Origin of the sequence: Corynebacterium afermentans subsp. afermentans, assembly GCF_030408355.1 — a bacterium.
Lineage (GTDB): Bacteria > Actinomycetota > Actinomycetes > Mycobacteriales > Mycobacteriaceae > Corynebacterium > Corynebacterium afermentans.
This window is the reverse complement of record NZ_CP046606.1, coordinates 2,128,593-2,146,394: the sequence shown is the minus strand read 5'-3', so window position 1 is coordinate 2,146,394 and position 17,802 is coordinate 2,128,593. Positions and strand designations below refer to the sequence as shown.

The 17,802-nt window shown below is 63.5% G+C and carries 19 protein-coding genes; 8 read left to right on the top strand and 11 right to left on the bottom strand.

Annotation, left to right across the window (positions count from 1 at the left end; translation table 11 throughout):
* Positions 1-95: 95 nt before the first annotated feature.
* From CAFEA_RS10225 to CAFEA_RS10210, 4 genes are all read right to left on the bottom strand, one after another.
* Positions 96-443, bottom strand: a complete 348-nt coding sequence (locus CAFEA_RS10225) for a DUF3054 domain-containing protein (RefSeq protein WP_253704888.1) — start codon at positions 441-443, stop codon at positions 96-98.
* 10 nt (positions 444-453) lie between these two features.
* Positions 454-1,740 (bottom strand): SAM-dependent methyltransferase, encoded by a 1,287-nt coding sequence (locus CAFEA_RS10220; RefSeq protein WP_082855618.1) that lies wholly within the window; start codon positions 1,738-1,740, stop codon positions 454-456.
* Positions 1,741-1,756: 16 nt separating this feature from the next.
* Positions 1,757-3,208, bottom strand: a complete 1,452-nt coding sequence (locus tag CAFEA_RS10215; protein WP_063936979.1) for an FAD-binding oxidoreductase — start codon at positions 3,206-3,208, stop codon at positions 1,757-1,759.
* Between the two features lie 130 nt (positions 3,209-3,338).
* Entirely contained in the window at positions 3,339-3,644 is a 306-nt protein-coding gene (locus tag CAFEA_RS10210; protein WP_286131604.1) for a lysylphosphatidylglycerol synthase domain-containing protein, read from the bottom strand.
* Between the two features lie 137 nt (positions 3,645-3,781).
* On the opposite strand from CAFEA_RS10210, the gene CAFEA_RS11345 reads away from it, so the two are divergent.
* Positions 3,782-3,961, top strand: a complete 180-nt coding sequence (locus CAFEA_RS11345; RefSeq protein ID WP_338081006.1) for a hypothetical protein — start codon at positions 3,782-3,784, stop codon at positions 3,959-3,961.
* On the opposite strand, the gene CAFEA_RS10205 is transcribed toward CAFEA_RS11345, so the two are convergent.
* Complete coding sequence (locus tag CAFEA_RS10205) at positions 3,886-4,173, bottom strand: hypothetical protein (RefSeq protein ID WP_063936981.1); 288 nt, start codon at positions 4,171-4,173, stop codon at positions 3,886-3,888. The genes CAFEA_RS11345 and CAFEA_RS10205 overlap by 76 nt on opposite strands.
* Positions 4,174-4,900: 727 nt before the next feature.
* On the opposite strand from CAFEA_RS10205, the gene CAFEA_RS10200 reads away from it, so the two are divergent.
* On the top strand, positions 4,901-5,098 hold the full coding sequence (locus CAFEA_RS10200; RefSeq protein WP_143313296.1) for a hypothetical protein: 198 nt from the start codon (positions 4,901-4,903) through the stop codon (positions 5,096-5,098).
* 274 nt (positions 5,099-5,372) lie between these two features.
* On the opposite strand, the gene CAFEA_RS10195 is transcribed toward CAFEA_RS10200, so the two are convergent.
* The 4 genes from CAFEA_RS10195 to trmB are packed head-to-tail and all read right to left on the bottom strand — an operon-like array spanning position 5,373 to position 10,167.
* Positions 5,373-6,416, bottom strand: a complete 1,044-nt coding sequence (locus CAFEA_RS10195) for a lysylphosphatidylglycerol synthase transmembrane domain-containing protein (protein WP_063936982.1) — start codon at positions 6,414-6,416, stop codon at positions 5,373-5,375.
* Positions 6,406-8,709 (bottom strand): MMPL family transporter, encoded by a 2,304-nt coding sequence (locus CAFEA_RS10190; protein WP_063936983.1) that lies wholly within the window; start codon positions 8,707-8,709, stop codon positions 6,406-6,408. Before CAFEA_RS10190 ends, CAFEA_RS10195 begins: the two co-directional genes overlap by 11 nt.
* A gap of 10 nt (positions 8,710-8,719) precedes the next feature.
* The gene (locus CAFEA_RS10185) at positions 8,720-9,394 is read right to left on the bottom strand and encodes an NYN domain-containing protein (protein ID WP_063936984.1); all 675 of its coding nucleotides are present in this window, start codon (positions 9,392-9,394) and stop codon (positions 8,720-8,722) included.
* A 2-nt stretch (positions 9,395-9,396) separates the two neighbouring features.
* Positions 9,397-10,167, bottom strand: coding sequence for a tRNA (guanosine(46)-N7)-methyltransferase TrmB (gene trmB, locus CAFEA_RS10180; RefSeq protein ID WP_063936985.1), 771 nt, complete (start codon positions 10,165-10,167; stop codon positions 9,397-9,399).
* 273 nt (positions 10,168-10,440) lie between these two features.
* Here trmB and CAFEA_RS10175 point away from each other — a divergent pair, with 273 nt between their 5' ends.
* Both CAFEA_RS10175 and CAFEA_RS10170 read left to right on the top strand, forming a co-directional pair.
* Positions 10,441-12,267, top strand: a complete 1,827-nt coding sequence (locus CAFEA_RS10175) for a phosphoenolpyruvate carboxykinase (GTP) (protein WP_035000218.1) — start codon at positions 10,441-10,443, stop codon at positions 12,265-12,267.
* A 173-nt stretch (positions 12,268-12,440) separates the two neighbouring features.
* On the top strand, positions 12,441-13,181 hold the full coding sequence (locus CAFEA_RS10170) for an Abi family protein (RefSeq protein WP_158293383.1): 741 nt from the start codon (positions 12,441-12,443) through the stop codon (positions 13,179-13,181).
* Here the strand turns inward: CAFEA_RS10170 and CAFEA_RS10165 are convergent.
* The gene (locus CAFEA_RS10165) at positions 13,178-13,921 is read right to left on the bottom strand and encodes a class I SAM-dependent methyltransferase (protein WP_063936987.1); all 744 of its coding nucleotides are present in this window, start codon (positions 13,919-13,921) and stop codon (positions 13,178-13,180) included. The two genes, CAFEA_RS10170 and CAFEA_RS10165, sit on opposite strands and share 4 nt — an antisense overlap.
* Before the next feature lie 35 nt (positions 13,922-13,956).
* On the opposite strand from CAFEA_RS10165, the gene CAFEA_RS10160 reads away from it, so the two are divergent.
* The 3 genes from CAFEA_RS10160 to CAFEA_RS10150 are packed head-to-tail and all read left to right on the top strand — an operon-like array spanning position 13,957 to position 15,693.
* Complete coding sequence (locus CAFEA_RS10160; protein ID WP_051106531.1) at positions 13,957-14,247, top strand: type II toxin-antitoxin system Phd/YefM family antitoxin; 291 nt, start codon at positions 13,957-13,959, stop codon at positions 14,245-14,247.
* Entirely contained in the window at positions 14,222-14,632 is a 411-nt protein-coding gene (locus tag CAFEA_RS10155; RefSeq protein ID WP_082855616.1) for a type II toxin-antitoxin system VapC family toxin, read from the top strand. Before CAFEA_RS10160 ends, CAFEA_RS10155 begins: the two co-directional genes overlap by 26 nt.
* A complete protein-coding gene (locus CAFEA_RS10150) occupies positions 14,629-15,693 on the top strand; it encodes a glycosyltransferase family 4 protein (RefSeq protein WP_063936989.1) in 1,065 nt (354 codons plus the stop codon). The genes CAFEA_RS10155 and CAFEA_RS10150 overlap by 4 nt, the downstream gene beginning before the upstream one ends.
* Here CAFEA_RS10150 and CAFEA_RS10145 read toward each other — a convergent pair.
* Positions 15,668-16,120: a DIP1984 family protein gene (locus tag CAFEA_RS10145; RefSeq protein WP_063936990.1), complete on the bottom strand. Its 453-nt coding sequence runs from the start codon at positions 16,118-16,120 to the stop codon at positions 15,668-15,670. The two genes, CAFEA_RS10150 and CAFEA_RS10145, sit on opposite strands and share 26 nt — an antisense overlap.
* A 201-nt stretch (positions 16,121-16,321) precedes the next feature.
* On the opposite strand from CAFEA_RS10145, the gene CAFEA_RS10140 reads away from it, so the two are divergent.
* Positions 16,322-17,500, top strand: a complete 1,179-nt coding sequence (locus CAFEA_RS10140; protein ID WP_063937531.1) for an IS1249 family transposase — start codon at positions 16,322-16,324, stop codon at positions 17,498-17,500.
* Positions 17,501-17,802: the final 302 nt, after the last annotated feature.

Genomic DNA, 17,802 nt, shown 5'->3' with positions numbered 1-17,802 from the left:
ATCGTCGGCGACCTGATCAGCATGCTGGTCTGGTTTATCAATGGCATCCAGACCGGAAACCCGGCCTGGAACTTCGGCATCGGGTTCTAAAAGCCCTACTTGCGCACGAGTTTGGCCACGCCGCGCCAGCCGAGCATCAGCAGCGCACTCATGGTGGTGGCGACGACGATGAAAGACCAGTGGGGGACGTCGCCGTTGCGGATGCCCCAGATCACGAGCCCCGTGACCACGGTGATGATCCAGATGAGCCCGCCCTTGTTCTCACGGGTAATCAGCCAGCCGAGCGTCACGCCGAGGGCGAACGGCCACAGGGTGGACAGCCAGCCGGTGAAGTTGAAGGGCATGTCGTCGGACTGGTGCGCCGCGCGCGCCAAGAGGGCGAAGGCGGCGATGGCGACGTAGTCGGCGGCGATGGCGTAGGGCTTGGAGATGGTGTTGCTCATGCCAGCCACTCTAGAACACCGAGTCGTTCCACCACCGGCGCTCAGGTGTGCCGGCGCGGGAGCCGTCGCTAGCAAGCTTGATGCCCACGACCTGGTGCAGCTCCACGACGTCGTGCTCGAAACCCCATTCGGAGCCCGCCATGTACATGCCCCACAACTTAGCGGTGTTCTCGCCGACGAGCGCGACTGCCTCGTCCCAATTGGCCTTGAGGTTCTCACACCAGTCGTGCAGCGTGCGCATGTAGTCGAAGCGGATGTTCTCCTCGTGGAAGACTTCGAAGCCGTGGTCCTGCATCTCGTAAATGATCGTGCCGGAGCCGGTGAGCTCGCCGTCCGGGAAGATGTAGCGGTTGATGAAGTCGCCCTGCGGCGTCTTGTGGTTGTCCGGGTAGGTGATGCAGTGGTTTACCATCACGCCACCCGGGCGCAGCTTGCCGGCGAGGAACTCAAAGTACGAGGCGAAATTCTTCACCCCGATGTGTTCCAGCAGACCGATCGAAGAGATGCCGTCGAAGTCGGTCTCGGTGACATCGCGGTAGTCCAAGAAGCGCACCTCCGCGAGGTCCTCGAGGCCCTCCTCCTTAATCTTCGCCTGCGCCCACTCGGCCTGCTCCTTCGACAGGGTGACGCCGAGTGACTTCACGCCCTGGCGGGCTGCGTAACGCACCATGGAGCCCCAGCCACAGCCGACGTCGAGGTGTTTGTCACCGGGCTTAAGGTTCATCTTCTCAAAGACGAGGCGGAACTTGTTTTCCTGCGCCTCGTCGAGTGTGGCGTCCGGGGTGGGGTAGTAGGCGCAGGTGTAGGCCATGGAGTCGCCGAGGAACAGCTCGTAGAAGTCGTTGCCCACGTCGTAGTGGGACGAAATAACCTGGGCGTCGCGTTCCTTCGAGTGCGGGGCGAGACCCTGGCGGATGGTGCGCTCGAGCCAGGACGCTTGCTCCGCCCCCGGGATTGGCTGGATCTGCAGTGCGCCCATGGAGCGCAGGGAGCGTGCGATGCGGACGAGCTCGCGCGGGTTCGGGCGCTTGTAGTTGTTGTAGAGGGTGCGCATGTCATCGAAGACGTCGTACGGGTGCGCGAGGTGCGCACCTTCAACCGCCAGGCCATCGGTGACCCAGGCGCGGGCGAGGCCGACGTCGCCGGGGTGGGTGACTATGTAGGACAGGCCCCCGGGGCTGTTCACCTTCACGGTGTGCTTGGCGTCCGCCGGTCCCGTTGATGAGCCGTCGAAAGCTTCCCACTTGAACGGGGTGCCAGAGGGGAAGAGGGTGTCGACGATATCCGCCACGGTCATCTGCATTGCCATTCTCCTACGCGTTTTCCACTGTCTTTTTATAGAGGCCCGGGAAGCGCCGGTCCGGGTCGTACTGGGCTTTCATCTGCTCCGGCAGGTCCCCGCCGTAGAGGCGCTCGAACTCGGCGCGGTCGTAGAACGCCTCGGAGTACAGGGATTTGTGCCCGCCGAGGTCTGAGACCTTCCGCTCGATGACCTTGTTGAAGGCCCCCGGCTCCACCTCCGGGACGCCGGACCAGAAGCCGACGTTCACCCACGTCGTCGCCGGCTCGAGGGGGTAGAGCGGCCACGGCGCCTCTTCGTCGAGGCCGACGCCAGCGAGCGTATCGACGCCGTCCCGCAGCCGGATCGGACACAGCCAAACCGGCTGGATATCGCTGGCTTTGAAGAACCAGTCGAGGAACTCGGCGATCTGCGTGTCGCGCACCTCGATGTCTTGCACGACGCGCTCGGTGCGCGGCAGGCCTTTCGGCTTCTTCAGGAACCGATACTCAAGGTCGTACTTCTTGTCCAGGCCCACGAGCTTCCAATAGAACGCGCTGCGACGCAGCTCGCGCGGCCAGAACTTGCGCACCTTGGGGTTCTGGGTGCCGAAGGCGCGGGAGCACCAGAACCAGTCGGTGTCCCAGCGCCAGATGTAATCGCGGATAGTGAGGAAGTCGTGGTGCACGCCCGACGGGTGCTGCAGCGAGCGGTAGTACACGGCGTCGCGCGTGTAGTCGGAGGTCTCCGGCGCCTCGCTCGCCTGGAAGGCGCAGACGAGGTATTGCTCGGTGGGGGAGAACGCGACGGCGTCGAGGCCGTGCAGGGCGCGCCCGCCCCACTCACCTGCGGCGGCGGCGTCGGCCAGAGCGTCCTGGAAGGCCGTCAGGTCGTTGTAACGCACGTGCTGGAGCTCGATGAACGGCGCGACCTCCTCGAGCTCGATGGTGAGGCGTACCGCGTAGCCTAGTGAGCCGTACGAGTTTGGGAACGCGCGGAAGAGTGCAACGTTGTCCTCGCGCGAGCAGGTGACGACGTCGCCGGTGCCCACCAGCACGTCCATCTCGAGCACGGATTCATGCGGCAGGCCGTTGCGGAAGGAGGTGGACTCCACGCCCATGCCGGAGACGGCGCCGCCGAGCGTGATGGTTTTCAGCTGCGGCACCACGAGTGGCGCGAGGCCGTACGGCAGGGTCGCGTCGACTAGGTCTTCGTAGGTGCACATGCCCTGCACGTCGGCGGTTTTTGTCACTGGGTCGACGGCGATGACGCCGCGCAGGCCATCCACGTTGAGTCCGGCGCTCTCCGCGTCGCGGGAACGGAAAAGGTTCGACGTCTTCTTGGCCAGGCGCACCCGCTGGCCGTCTGGCACCCGCCGGAAGCTATCCAGGAGTGTGGCAACCCCCTCCTCGTGCGCGTGCCAGCCGATGGGCACGACGCGTTCAAAATCCACGCTGCGTCCGTAAAACATCCTGGAAACGCTCATGTCTTGTCACCATAGACCCAAGTTGCGCGCCGTGCGCAAGATAAAACGTCACGCAAGCTCAAACGGCTTCGCCAGCGGCCGGGCGCCCGGCCATGAACCCGCGCCCGGCGTACACCGCCGCGTAGACGACTCACCCGATCGCGGTGATGAGCACAAACGACACGGCCCGGTACACCACCGTCGCCGCCGTGGCGTGGGCCAGCGGCAGCCCCGCGGCGACCAGCATGCCCACCGCCACCGGCTCCACTGTGCCGAGACCGCCGGGCGTGACCTGGGCTGAGCCGGCCAGCTTGGTCATGATGAACGCCAGGCACACCCCGGCAAGCGGCACGCCCTGGCCGGCCACGGCCCACACGGCGAAGACCATCGTGGCCAGGTCCAAAAGCCGGTTCGCAAGCGACAGACCCGCCGCCGCGAAAAACGCTGGCGCGGAGATGCGGATCGCGGAGACCTAATTAAGGAGCGCCAGGCCGAGGGCATCGTCCGAGCGAAGACGCGCGGGGTATACAAGGGGCGGGCGAAGGTGCTTAACGACGCCCAGGTTGCCCAGTCCCGGGGTGGATAGCTGATGGTGTGCCCAAAGCGGAAGTCGCCCGCAGGCTCGGGATCGGGCGAACCGCCTTGTATAAATACCTCGCGGGAAGCACTGGATACACACTCTCTCCTAACGACCGCTCCTACTCCCACGCTTCGCTGAGGTCATCCGCAACGATGCGCCATAGAGAACAGATGATGACTGCGGTAATTAAGTAACCGCTGACCGCATAATTGAAAAGGCCACTACACATCTCATCGTTGAGTATGTCGTAGATCAGAAAAACGGGTGCTAGTAAAACCATCACGACTAAGAAACGGTATGGAGAAAGCACTTTCTGCTTAGCTGAAAGGTGGACTAGGTACCCGATTGCCATGATGCATAAGGAGATGAATAGCGCGACCACCGCACCAAAAACGACATAGATCATATTTCTCTCTGAATTCTTTTAGTGAAGCGTCCTGGGTTTGGTTCCTACCTCAGCTAAGGGTGCCTCAAGGCTGCACCCCATCCAGCAAGCTCCTAGTCTAATTCCGCAGCGGCGGAAGTTCGGGCAGTCCGGCGCTTGACGACGCTCTACCGCCTCGCCCATTGCGCCTCTGCCTATCGTCCAGCGAGTTGCCAGACTAATTCCGCACAGGCGGAAAACAAGATGTTCAGAAGACTGAAACGGTAGCGGGGTGGTGAGTATGTGGTAGCACCCGAGTTTGCGGGTATTCGAGTGTCTGTAGATGTAATGAATTCTCATGCAAACACTGCAGTCTCTACACCGTCTTTCGCCTGCCGGTGTCGACGCTCTTATTTAGAAGTCAGCTCAAACATTCGGAGCTCCATAGTTCGAGGGCTGACATTTATTGAGTGCCGGTGGAAAAAGAGTAGAAAACAGCGTGCTATAGAAAACCCCACATTGCGATGATTAGTCCTGGTGATTTTCCTCACTCACGACTGTCGTCGGTACGCTATGTGTGCTTAATTTTCTGTCGTCCTGCGAAATCTTGAAGCTTGGGTAAGGGTTAGGAAGTGAGGAACACTCCCACCGGAAAGTGAGACAGGTAGAAGGAGAAACTACGTGTCAACCTTGAACCAGTCGTAGGTCAGCAACTAGCCCTTGGTATAGCTGAAGCATTGATGTTTGTCCTGTTGTAGGGAGAGTTTTTGTGGAAGAAGACTCAGAAGACGTCGCTGCCCTGGAGCGGAGGATAGAGTATCTGTCTGTTCAAATTGAACGCCTGATTGAACTTCACAGCCCATTCCCCTCGCCGATAACAGTGTTTCGAAAACCAGCGATGCTAATGGCGTTGACTTTCGAACAAGAGACGTTAGCGCTCAAGCTATTGGGAGCAGTGCATGCTTAGAATAATGGTGAAAAGGTCGATATAAACCTAGGGTTATTGCCATTCCCCAGAGAAACCGTAGTGCTGTTTAATGAATACTCCGACAAGGGGACGATGGGGACTAGTGAAGTGGTGAACATGCTAAAAACGTTTGTTCCAGGTGGCGATAATGCGGCCCAAAATCTGATTGAGGCGTGGGATTCAGCGTAATCTGCAATCCACAACAACGACGAGAAAAAACCAGGGAAAGCGTAAGTGAGTGCTAAGGCACGCCACGCGACGACCTCTCAACCTGTCACTGCTCGCCGGACTCAGACCCCGACCGCGACGGTGCGCCCAGCATGTAGCCACGACCGGCGTAGCAGACAATGTGAACGACCCAGCCGATAGCGGTGATGAGTACAAACGAGATGATGCGGTAAATGAGGGTGGCGGCGGTGGCGTCGACAAGCGACATGCCCGCTGCGACGAGCGAGGCGGCTGCGGCAGCCTCAACGGTGCCCACCCCTCCCGGGGTGACCTGGGCGGCGCCGGCGAGCTTGGTCATGATGAACGCGAGCGTGACCCCCATGAGCGAGGCCTCGTTGAGTCCCGGTTGCGTGCCTGGCGGCGTGCCGAGGACGGCCCAGACGCAGAAGAAGAGCACCACCAAATCGAGGAGCCGGTTGCACAGGGAGAAGAACGCCGCGGTTACGAACTGGCCGGTGCTCATGCGGATCTGCGAGACCTGCTGGATCACGTTCGTGACCCGGTCACGCACACTCGGCGGCAGGTAGCGGGCCCAGCGCGTAAGAATGTCGGGGTTGCGCGTGGCCCAGAACATTCCGGCGATGACAAGGAGAGTCAGCGCGAGTGTGCTTACCAGCGTCGTCACGGACAGCGAAGCACCGAGGAAGACAACGGCGACCAGGCCGATGAGCACCATCCACACCGTGGACAGCGCGCCGGAGATGACGAAGAACCAGCCGCACAGGCCGTTCGATGCGCCCCAGCTGCGCTGCACGCGGTAGGTCAGCCACGCCGAGAGCGCGGGCCCGCCGGGCACGGAGGTGGACCAGGCGTTGGAGCCGAGCGTGAGCGCGACGGTGCGCATCATGTTGGTGCGCGGGGCGTCCACGTTGAGCAGGATCATCATCACGGCTGCCATGGCGAAAATCGCGCCGAAAGCGCCGATGACCGCGCCGACGAGCGGGCCGGGGGAGGTGGCGACGGCGCGGCGCAAGGCCACGAACGCTTCGCTGAGAAAGCCGAGCTCGTTGCGAAACGCGACGGCCAGCACCGCGAGCAGCGCCACGGGTGCGAGCCAGCGCAGCCACTGCCGCCACGTGTTAGCGCTCAAGTTCCTTCTTCTTCAGCTGCTCTAACGCCTGGCGTGCGCGGCGTTCCTCCAGGTCGCGCATGAGTTGGGTGAACGGCACCAGGGAGGCGTCTTCGGACACCGACACTCCCGCGCGGCCGGGTTGGGTGTCGGGCACCATTTCGGTGATGGGGGTTTCGGTGCGCGGTGGCGTCGATAGGCTTGAGCCCTCTCCGAACGCACCGGCCAAACGTTTCACCCAGCGCGGCGCCCACCAGCTGTCCTCGCGCAGCATGTGCATCACCGCGGGCACGAACAGCAGGCGGATCAGGGTGGCGTCGAGGGCCAGCGAGAAGATCATGCCGTAGGCGATGTACTTCATCATCACGATCTCGCTGAGCGCGAAGGCGGCGGCGACCACGATCATGATGGCGGCCGCGGCGGTGATGATGCCGCCGGTGTGCGCGGTGCCGCGCTTGATCGCTTCGTCGGTGCTCAGCCCGTTCTGGCGGGCCTCCACCATGCGGGAGACCAGGAAGACCTCGTAGTCCGTGGACAGGCCGTAGAGGATGGAGATGATCAGCACCAGAATCGGGCTCATCAGCGGGCCCGGGGTGAAGTTCAGTGCGCCGGCGCCGAGGCCGTCGACGAACACGGCGGTGAGGAAGCCGAGTGTGGCGCCGATGCCAAGCACGTTCATGATCACGGCCTTCGCCGGCAGGATCACGGAGCCGAATACCAGCGCCATCAGCAGGAACGTGGCGATGACCATGTACAGCGCCATCCACGGCAGGCGCTTCAGCAGCGCCTCGATGGATTCGGTTTCCATCGCCGGGGTGCCGGAGACGTAGGTCTCGACGCCTTCGGGGGCGTTAATGTTTCGCAATTGCTTCACGACGTCCGCGCCCCCGGCCCTATCCTCCAGCGGGGCGGAAAGCACCGTGGTGCCGTCCTGCGTGGCGTGCGCTGGCTTCAGCGGCGCGGCCAGGCCATCGACCTGGCGGGTCTGCATCACGATGTCTACCAGCTGCTGGTTGTCCGCGCCGGTGACCACGAGCTTGACCGGGTCGGTGCGGAAGGCGGGGAACTCCTCGTTGAACTCGTCCTGGGCCTGGCGGGTGGCCTGGCTCGGCGGCAGGTACGTCTCGTTGATGCCGCCGAAGGTGATGCCCACGATCGGCACGGTGAGCAGGAGCAACAGCGCCGCGCAGCCGACCACGACAGCCTTGGCGTGGCGCATCGCCCACGCCGGGATCTTGTACCAGACGGTGTCCTCGAGGCGACGTGAACGTCGAGAAGCTTTACGCACCGACCACATGTCGATCTTGGGGCCCAGCATGCCGAACAGCGCCGGCAGCACCGCCACGGAGATCACCGCGGCGAGTAGCACCGCGCTCATCGCGCCGTAGGCCACGGATTTGAGGAACGCCTGCGGGAACATCAGTAGGCCGGACAAGGCCACGCCCACCATGAGCGCGGAGAAGAAAACGGTCTTGCCGGCGGTGTTGGTGGTCACCGCCACCGCCTCCTCGACCTCGGCGCCGCGGTCCAGCTCCTCGCGGAAACGCGAGACCATGAACAGGCCGTAGTCGATGGCCAGGCCCAGCCCCAGCAGCGTGATGATGGACTGGGAGAAGATGTTCACCTGCTGGTACTGCGCCAGCACCGCGAGCAGAGACAGCGAGCCGATGATGGACAAAATGCCCACGATCAGCGGCATCGCGGCCGCGACCACGCCGCCGAAAACGAACAGCAGGATGACGGCCACGAACACCAGGCCGACCTTCTCGGCGCGGGCGATGTCGGCGGCCATGCCCTCGTCCAGCGCGTCGGCCACCGCGGTCGCGCCGGCGACCTGCACGGTCGCGCCCGGCAGCTCCATCGCCTCGAGCGCGGGCTTGATGGTGCGGAAATCCTTCAGCGTCTGCTCGCCGTCGCCCTTGAGCCCGATCGCCGCGAACGCCTTGGTGTGCTCGGCGTTCACCAGCTGCGGGTTGGGGCGCTCAAAGTAGCTAGTGATGTGGGCGATTTCGTTGGGGAACTGCTCGCGCAGCGAGGTCAGCTGGGCGTTGGCCGCCTCCGTCAGCTGCGGGTCGTCGGCGTCGTTGGCGCTGACTAAAACGATCACATCGCCCGAGTTGTCGCGGCCGAACGTCTCCTGCTCGATCACCGCGGCCGTGGTCGAATCCGCTCCCGGATCCTCCCACCCTTCCTGGGAGAGGCGTTCGCCCAGCTTCGAGCCGAACAGCACCTGCATGGCCAGGATGAGCACGATGACCACCAGCGGGATGATCCGACGGTGGCGGAACGCAAAACGGCCCCACTTGTAAAACATCTCCGGCCTCCTAGTCGCGGGTGTTGTGCAGCAGGGAGCGCAGCGGGCGGAACGGCTGCAGCCACGCGCCGCCGTTCGGCAGCCGGTCCAGGTTCACGCGCGGCAGCGGGTTCTGGAACACGCCCGGGATGTCCTCCAAGTCCACGAAGTCCACGTCCGGGGAGTTCACCGCCCAGGAGGCGTGCTCGTGGAAGCCGAGGACGGTGACGGGGATGCCGGCGTCGACGAGCTCGAGCAGCGGCTCCTGGAAGTTCTGCCCGTCCGCCGAGGCGACCACGACACCTTGGAGCACGCCCTCGTCGCGGCGACGTTCGATGTGGGCCAGCATGTCCCGGTCCACGTCCGAATCCTCGTCGCTCTTCGGCTTGGCAAACACGGCGAAGCCGACGTTGCGCAGCGCCTCCACCCATGGACGGATGGAATCCGCTCCGCCGGCAGAGACGTTGGTGAACACCGTCGCCTCCGGCTCAATGTCGCGGCCGAGGTCGTCGGCGCGGGCCTCGGCTTCGTCGATGAGCCAGCGCCCGATCGCGTCGAAGCGGGGGCGGTGCGCCGCAGTCGGGCGCCCGCCCAGGATCGCGCCGAGGCCCATGTCCAGGTTCGGCGCGTCCCACACCAGCAGCAGGCTCTCCGGGCCGGCGGGCGCGCCTGGGGTGTACGGGTGCGACAGCGCTTGCAGATCCATGGCTACTTCTTCTCCCACAGGTACTCGCGGATCACGTGATCCTTGTCCAGACCTTTGCCTTCGAACTTAGTGATCACCTGTCGGTCCGTGAGCAGCGGTGCATCCTCCCACGGCCACCCCCTGTACTCCAGCATCGGTTCCACGTTCACCAGCTCGTCGATCCACTCCGCGTAATCCGCGTGGTCCGTGGCCACATGCAGCACACCACCCGGCTTTAAACGGGTGGCGATCAGGTTCAGGGTGCCGGACTGGATGATGCGGCGCTTGTGGTGGCGCGCCTTCGGCCACGGGTCCGGGAAGAAGATGCGCACGCCGTCGAGGGACTCCTCGCCGAACATCCGGGCCAGGACCTCCACGCCGTCGCCGCGCACCATGCGGATGTTGTCGATGCCGCCGCGCACCACTGAACCCAGCAGTTTGGCCAGGCCCGGCTTGTACAACTCCACGGCGATGACGTTCGTGTCCGCTTCCAGCGGAGCCATCGCAGCGGTGGAGGTGCCGGTGCCGGAGCCGATCTCCACAATCGTGGGGTGGCCTGTGCGATCGAACCACTCGTCGACGTCGATGCGCTCGTCCGAGCCTTCCGCCAGCACGCGACCTAAGCGCGGCCAATGCTCATCGAACAGGGCTTCCTGGTTTTCGGTGAGGGTGCCGCGGCGGAAGGTCACAGACCCCAGGCGCGGGTAGTCCAGGCCGGTGTCGAACTCGGTTTGCAGCGGGCGGCCCGCCGGCAATTCGCCCGTTCCCGGGCGCAAATTTTCAGTATTATTCATCAAATTTATTGTCCACATGAACTGGGCAAACGCAAGCTCCACGGGTCACCCCCGGAGGCGTCGTAAAGCAAATGCCCGAGAACGGGTGGCGGGGGTAGAGCTCCACCCCCGCTTGCGACAAAGGTCGTGCTCGTGCCAGCTGGTTATATCCAGTACGAGTGAATTGATCGGAACTTTTGGCCAGATGAACGCCCGTTTCGATACTCTTGGGGCGCAACAACGATGAATTTCGCACGCGCACTGGCCATAACCAGTTACACAAGGAGTACGTAAATGACCGCCGAAATCAAGCGCCTGGAGGGGACCAACCCCACCGACAACGACAAGCTCATCGCTTGGATCAACGAGGCGGTCGAACTTTTCCAACCTGACAAGGTCGTCTTCGCGGACGGCTCCCAGGAAGAGTGGAACCGCCTCACCGCCGAACTCGTCGACGCAGGCACCCTGATCAAGCTCAACGAGGAAAAGCGGCCCAACTCCTTCCTCGCCCGCTCCAACCCGTCCGACGTGGCACGCGTGGAGTCCCGCACCTTCATCTCCACCGAGAACGAAGAAGATGCAGGCCCGACCAACAACTGGATGAAGCCGGCAGCCCTCAAAGAGGAGATGCTGGAGCACTTCGAAGGCTCCATGCGCGGCCGCACCATGTACGTCGTGCCGTTCTGCATGGGCCCCATCTCCGATCCGGACCCGAAGCTCGGCGTCCAGCTGACGGACTCCGCCTACGTCGTGCTCTCCATGCGCATCATGACCCGCATGGGCACCCAGGCCCTGGAAAAGATCGAGGGCGAGAATTTCGTGCACTGCCTCCACTCCGTCGGCGCCCCGCTCGAGCCGGGCCAGGAAGACGTGGCGTGGCCGTGCAACGACACCAAGTACATCTCCCAGTTCCCGGAGACCAAGGAGATCTGGTCCTACGGCTCTGGCTACGGCGGCAACGCCATCCTGGCCAAGAAGTGCTACGCCCTGCGCATCGCCACCGTGATGGCGAAAGAAGAGGGCTGGATGGCCGAGCACATGCTCATCCTCAAGCTCACCTCCCCGGAGGGCAAGGCCTACCACATCGCGGCCGCCTTCCCGTCCGCCTGCGGCAAGACCAACCTGGCCATGATCACCCCGACGCTGGACGGCTGGACGGCCGAGGTCGTCGGCGACGACATCGCCTGGATGAAGCTGCGCGAGGACGGGCTGTACGCCGTCAACCCGGAAAACGGCTTCTTCGGCGTCGCGCCGGGCACCAACTACGCCTCCAACCCGATCGCCATGAAGAGCATGGAGCCGGGCAACATCCTGTTCACCAACGTCGCGCTCACCGACGACGGCGACGTCTGGTGGGAAGGCATGGACGGCGAGGCGCCCGCCCACCTCATCGACTGGCGCGGCGAGGACTGGACGCCTGAGTCCTCCTCCAAGGCCGCCCACCCGAACTCCCGCTACTGCGTGGCCATCGAGCAGTGCCCGGCCGCCGCACCGGAGTTCAACGACTGGCAGGGCGTCAAGATCGACGCCATCCTCTTCGGCGGCCGCCGCCCGGACACCGTGCCGCTGGTCACGCAGGCCCACAACTGGGAGCACGGCACCATGATCGGCGCGATGCTCTCCTCCGGCCAGACCGCCGCCTCCGCGGAAGCCAAGGTCGGCTCCCTGCGCCACGACCCGATGGCCATGCTGCCGTTCATGGGCTACAACGTGGGCGACTACTTCCAGCACTGGCTGGACATGGGTGAAAAGGGCGGCGACCGCATGCCGGAGATCTTCCTGGTCAACTGGTTCCGCCGCGGCGACGACGACCGCTTCCTGTGGCCGGGCTTCGGCGACAACTCCCGCGTGCTCAAGTGGGTCATCGACCGCATCGAGGGCAACGTCGACGCCGACGAGACCGTGGTCGGCTACACCGCCCGCGCCGAGGACCTGGACCTGACCGGCCTGGACACCCCGATCGAGGACGTGCGCGAGGCACTCACCGCCGACCCGGAGCTGTGGAAGGAAGACGTCGCAGACTCCCGCCGCTACCTCGAGGGCCTCGGCTCCCGCGTGCCGCAGGAGATCTTCGACCAGCTGGCCAAACTCGACGAGCGCGTCCAGGCTGCGGCGAAGTAGGCGCTTGTGTAGCACGGCAGTAATGCTGTAACGTCGCTGCTGGAAAACTTCAGACAGGATCTGTTGTTAATTTTGCAGAAAACCCGCCGAAAGGCGGGTTTTTTGTTAGCGTTACCCGCATGAGTGGTGGGATGCTTCGGGGGCTTAGCAGTGCACGGGTGCACTCATACCGCATGGCCATTGTGGGGGAGACAGGCCGTAGCGCGAACTCTGTTTCTGACCGCTCCGTTCAGTCCTTGTACCTGTGGCAAAGCGCAGTGGCATCGGCCTGGTATGAGGCTCTCTCGATTTTCGAGCCCGTACTGCGCAATCGTATTGATTGCGAACTCAGAAAGTGGAATCAAGCTCAAGGGAACACTGAGGATTGGTTGGAGGATCCGGCTCAACCGCTAAAGAAAGCGGTCAGTCGAATGGCTTCAGACGCGTTAAACGCTGCGGAAAGCAGTGCTCGCCGCAGACCGCGAAATCATCCGCGGTTTAGTGCTCCGATAACCTTAGATGATCGAATTTCGCAGCTTTCATTCGGCAATATCAGCTCATTATTCCCCTTGCAGGCCCCGCGCAACCGCTCGAATTTCGCGAGTGGATTCTCGGCGAAGGAGAACCTGTGGATACATGCACTCTCCGGTGGGTTTCCGGGATTGGCCGAAAAATTCGTAGACGCGCACCGATCAAGCATTCATCCTTCTGTTCCAGTTCAGGTGGAGAGCGGGTACGCTGTTGCGACTGCTCTCGAGCAGCTACGTAGGTTGAGAAACCGTGTGAGCCATCAGGAACAAATACTCAACGTTGACCATCAAGAACGATTGGCTGACATGTACGCGTTGGTTCATGCGATGTCTCCCCAGACGCTCGGGGTGATGAAGAAAATGGATCGGGTGCAACGTAATTTGCTGCTGCGACCGCGTTTCTAACCCTTGCGCAGGACAAGCACGAGGTTTGACACCGCGAACTCGCGGAGCGCCGGCACGCGGGTGACCCACCACGCCCACCGCGGGTGGTAGCGGGGGAAGGCGGCCGCGAGCTGGCCGGTTGCCTCCGCCCAGGCAAGTCCTTCGCGCGCGGAGGCGGCGAACAGGCTCTCGCCGAAGATGTTCTTCGGGTCGCGGCCGTGCACTTTTGCGTATCGATGCCGCGCGTACTCCCCGCCCACGTAGTGCTGCCACAGCCCCGTCTCGTGTCCACCGAACGGGCCGAGCCACACCGTGTAGCTGAGCACCACCAGCCCGCCGGGTTTGGCCACGCGCAGCATCTCGTCGCCCATGGCCTGCCAGTTCGGGATGTGTTCGGCGACGTTGGAGGAGTACACCACGTCGAAGGAATCGTCAGTGAAGGGAAGGGCGGTGCCGTCGCCGCGCACGGAGCCGAAGCCCGATATCCCCGCGGCCGACATTTCGGAGATGTCCGGCTCGAGGCCCACGTAGAAGCAGTCGGAGAACGCGTCGGCGAAGTAGCCGGGCCCGCCGCCGACGTCCAGTACCGACTGGCCGGTGACGGGGGTGCCCAGGAGGTCGTGCGAGAGGGCGTCGAGAAGCGAACGCGTGTCGCGGGCGAGCAGGGAGTAGAAGATGCGCGGGCGGAATTGCTCGTAAGAAAACGCGCGCAACAGCCGGAGCGAGCGGGAAAAGGTGGCCATCCGGCGGGTACGGTGCATATGCATACCGTAGCAACCGTGCTACAGTGCGGTGCATGGCCACGCCGGAATACGACGAATCGCTGGTTGAACGCAGAATATCGCAGCGCGAGTTGCGCAACGACTCTGCGCGGATCCTGCGCGCGGTGCGGGCGGGGCACAGCTTCGTGGTCACCAACAACGGCGAACCGGTGGGGCGGCTGGTGCCCCTCGACGAGCCGAAACCGCGGTTGACCATCACTCGGCCCGCCACCCGTGTTGGCGGATGGCTGGACCTTCCGGTGGAGCCGGCGGAAGGCGAACCGTTGACTGAGATGCTCGATGACATGCGCGAGGACCGCTTCTAGGATGCGGCGGGTGTATGCGGATACATCGGCTATCGCCTGCCTGCTGAAAGCGGAGCCACACACGCGGGCGATGCGACTCTGGCTCGAGGCAGGGAAGTGCGAGGTAGTTTCGTCGGACCTGCTCGAGATTGAGCTGCGGCGGCTGGCGGTGCGCTTGGGCAGGCCCCAGGGCGAGGTCACGCTCATCTTGCGCGGAATTTCGCTTGCGGAACTCAACCGGGCGACGCTGCGCAGCGCGAGCATGCTGCCCATGCCGTACCTGCGAACGCTGGATGCGATCCACCTGCAGGCGGCGCTGGACTTGGAGTCGGATGCGGTGCTCACCTACGACATGCGGCTATCGGATGCGGCGCGCGAAGTTGGGCTCGAGGTCATCGCACCATGAAGATACTGCTTCTGTGCTGGCGCGACACCACCCACCCGCAGGGCGGCGGGTCGGAGCGCTACCTCGAGCGCGTCGGGGAGTACCTGGCGGCGCAGGGCCACGAGGTGATTTACCGCACCGCAAAACACACGGACGCGCCGCGCAGATCCAGGCGGAACGGGGTGCGCTACGAGCGTGCCGGCGGCAAGTTCGGCGTGTACCTTGCGGCGCCGCTGTCGATCTGGCGAAACCGGCCGGATGTGGCGGTGGACACGCAAAACGGCATCCCCTTTTTCGCGCGGCTGTTCACGCGCAAACCCGTGGTGCTGCTTACGCACCACTGCCACAAGGAGCAGTGGCCGGTGGCGGGCCCGCTGATCCGGCGGCTTGGTTGGTTCCTTGAAGCGAAGGTGGCGCCGAGGGTGTACCGGGGCGCGCAGTACGTGACGGTGTCGCAGGCCTCGAAGCGCGACCTGGTGGCGCTCGGGGTGCGCGAGGCAGACATCGCGATCGTGGAAAACGGCGTGGACCCTGTTCCGGCGCATACGCCTGTGCTTTACGACGACCAACGGTTGCACCTGGTCACCCTCTCCCGTCTGGTGCCGCACAAGCGCATCGAGGAGGCGATCGACGCGGTGGCGGACATGGACGGCGCCGTGCTGGACGTGGTCGGCTCCGGCTGGTGGGAGGACCAGTTGCGCGAGTACGCCGCCCCGTACGGGGACAAGGTGGTCTTCCACCGGCACGTCTCCGAGCCGTACAAGCATGCCCTGCTGGAGCGGGCTGAGCTGCACCTTTTGCCCTCGCGCAAAGAAGGCTGGGGGATTGCGGTGATTGAGGCGGCGCAGCACGGGGTGCCCACCGTCGCCTACGCGTCCGCCGGCGGGGTGGCGGACTCTATCCGCGACCGAGAGACCGGCAGGCTGGTGCAGCCTGGTGAGGAGTTTGGGGAGGTTGTGGGGGAGACCTTGGGGCGTCGAGAGGCAATGGCTCCTGCGGCGCGGGCGTGGGCGGCGCGGTTCTCCTGGGAGGAGACCGGCCGAAAGTTCGAGCGGATTATTGCAGCTGTGTTGTCCAATTGAGCTGCTGGATCTTCGTGTCCAGCTCGCGGTACGCCTTCGCGGCGCTGTCGGCCATCTCGCGCAGGGCTTTCACGTCCACGGCGGGGACGAAGCGGACCTCTGAACGGGAATAGCGCGAGCCTGTCATGGTGCCCGCGTCGGCGATGGCGGCGTAGAGGCGGCGGGAGCGCAGCAGCGCGTCGCGTCGCGCGATGGCGTCGGTGAGCGTGGCACCTTCGAACTCCGTCTGCGCATTGGTGTGGTTGATGCGGCGCACCAGCGTCTCAATCTCCTGGAGTAGGCCGGCGGCCTCCTCGAGCATGGCAGCCGGATCCTCGATGGGCGTGTCGCCCTCCTGGATCATCGCGCCCTGTACCAGGCGTTCCTGCAGCTTGTTCAGGCGGTCCTGCGCCTCGGCGCGGCGCGCCAGTGCCTCTGCGAGCAGCATGTGTGTGCCTCCTTGTACGTTGCTGTCCCCGTTCCCAACGGGTTAAACGACAAAAAGTGTGTCTGGAATCGACGATTTTCAGGGTTTGACCTGTAGGTTTCAGGGAAATATATGCTTCGGGGGCATATATTTAGGTCTCGAGCGTTCAATCCTCGGTGTGGCTGCCGTGATGTGCTATGTGCGGCGTGGTGTGGTGTCGCAATGTCAAAGAACCAACCACGCTGCCACTGCGGCGGAGAAATGAAACGAAACGGCACCACTAGCAAAGGCACCACCAGGTGGCGCTGCAAACGATGCGGCGCCTCCAGCGTGAAACGCAGAAGCGACATCACCAACGCGGCGGCGTTCACCGTCTTCATCGACCACCTCACCACCGGCGCCAGCCTCGATACCGTTGCCCGCCGTGTGGGGTGCTCACCGCGCACGATGCAACGTCGATTCGAACCGTTCTGGTTCGTTGATGTGCCTGACCCCACCGCCGGCCACGACAAGCGGGTCTACGACCAGATCTTCCTTGACGGCACCTACACCGCTGGCGGCTGCTTGATCGTCGCGGCGACGATCGACCACGTGATTGCCTGGCACTGGTGCAAACACGAAACCACCCGCGACTACCAACTGCTGCTTGAGCGCATCGAAGCCCCACTCATCGCCGTCATCGACGGCGGCCAAGGCGCATACAGCGCGATCAAAAAGTGCTGGCCGACTACGAAAATTCAACGCTGCCTCGTCCACGCCCAACGCGTGGTACGCCGCTACACCACCAGTAACCCACGCACCGATGCCGGGCGCACCATCTACCGACTTGCGCTGAAGCTGACCCGGATCACCACGCTGGATGAAGCCGCTGCATGGGGTGCGCAGCTGCACGAGTTCTCCACGCTCTACCGGTCATGGATGGACGAGAAAACCCTGGTCAAAGATCCCAAAACCGGTGCATGGACCCGCGTGTGGACGCATCACAACGTGCGCAAGGCATACAACAGCCTCAACCATCTTTGGCGGTCCGAGATGCTGTTTGTCTACCTCAACCCGCCAAAAGCAGTACTTCAACCAGAGTGGATCAAATCCACCACCAACAGCCTGGAAGGCGGCATCAACGCCCAGCTCAAACTGCTCGCCAGAACACACCGCGGCAGATCAGGTGAACGACAACGCCGCATGCTGGATTGGTGGCTCTATTTGAAAACGGAACTGCCTGACGATCCAGTACGAATCGCCAGTCAGTCCGACTGGGGCCAGGGCCAACTCGCCAAAGTATCCACCCTGACCCGAAACGAGAACGAAGCCGACCACGAAACCGGACGACCAGCCCTCTACGACAACGCTATCGACACCAACTACACACACTCAATCGGCATCCAAAAAGGCCAAATCTAACCCCCACGACACGCTGAATCAGACACACTTTTTGTCGTTTAACCCTTCCCAACCCTCGCGGCTGCGTCCGCGGCACCCCCAACGTCGTGGTAGTAAACAGTGCTCGGTGCAACCCTGTGGTGGGGGTCGTGCCCGTGTGCGTCGTGCAGGCCGCATGCGTTGTGCGTGTGAGCGGAATCGAACCGCTTCAGCCCTGATACGGCCACAAGGCGCCGGGAGTGCGCCCTTTTCCCCGGACGCGTGGGGTTGACGTTCGCTGGGTGCCGGCGAGCTTTTCCGCTACCGACAGTGTCATCCGAGCA

Excerpts from the sequence above, each read along its gene's own strand:
- CAFEA_RS10225 (WP_253704888.1), bottom strand. The coding sequence starts at position 443 with ATGAGCAACACCATCTCCAAGCCCTACGCCATCGCCGCCGACTACGTC.
- CAFEA_RS10220 (WP_082855618.1), bottom strand. The coding sequence starts at position 1,740 with ATGACCGTGGCGGATATCGTCGACACCCTCTTCCCCTCTGGCACCCCG.
- CAFEA_RS10215 (WP_063936979.1), bottom strand. The coding sequence starts at position 3,208 with ATGAGCGTTTCCAGGATGTTTTACGGACGCAGCGTGGATTTTGAACGC.
- CAFEA_RS10205 (WP_063936981.1), bottom strand. The coding sequence starts at position 4,173 with ATGATCTATGTCGTTTTTGGTGCGGTGGTCGCGCTATTCATCTCCTTA.
- CAFEA_RS10190 (WP_063936983.1), bottom strand. The coding sequence starts at position 8,709 with ATGTTTTACAAGTGGGGCCGTTTTGCGTTCCGCCACCGTCGGATCATC.
- CAFEA_RS10185 (WP_063936984.1), bottom strand. The coding sequence starts at position 9,394 with ATGGATCTGCAAGCGCTGTCGCACCCGTACACCCCAGGCGCGCCCGCC.
- trmB (WP_063936985.1), bottom strand. The coding sequence starts at position 10,167 with ATGAATAATACTGAAAATTTGCGCCCGGGAACGGGCGAATTGCCGGCG.
- CAFEA_RS10175 (WP_035000218.1), top strand. The coding sequence starts at position 10,441 with ATGACCGCCGAAATCAAGCGCCTGGAGGGGACCAACCCCACCGACAAC.
- CAFEA_RS10170 (WP_158293383.1), top strand. The coding sequence starts at position 12,441 with ATGGCCATTGTGGGGGAGACAGGCCGTAGCGCGAACTCTGTTTCTGAC.
- CAFEA_RS10165 (WP_063936987.1), bottom strand. The coding sequence starts at position 13,921 with ATGCACCGTACCCGCCGGATGGCCACCTTTTCCCGCTCGCTCCGGCTG.
- CAFEA_RS10160 (WP_051106531.1), top strand. The coding sequence starts at position 13,957 with ATGGCCACGCCGGAATACGACGAATCGCTGGTTGAACGCAGAATATCG.
- CAFEA_RS10155 (WP_082855616.1), top strand. The coding sequence starts at position 14,222 with ATGACATGCGCGAGGACCGCTTCTAGGATGCGGCGGGTGTATGCGGAT.
- CAFEA_RS10150 (WP_063936989.1), top strand. The coding sequence starts at position 14,629 with ATGAAGATACTGCTTCTGTGCTGGCGCGACACCACCCACCCGCAGGGC.
- CAFEA_RS10145 (WP_063936990.1), bottom strand. The coding sequence starts at position 16,120 with ATGCTGCTCGCAGAGGCACTGGCGCGCCGCGCCGAGGCGCAGGACCGC.
- CAFEA_RS10140 (WP_063937531.1), top strand. The coding sequence starts at position 16,322 with ATGTCAAAGAACCAACCACGCTGCCACTGCGGCGGAGAAATGAAACGA.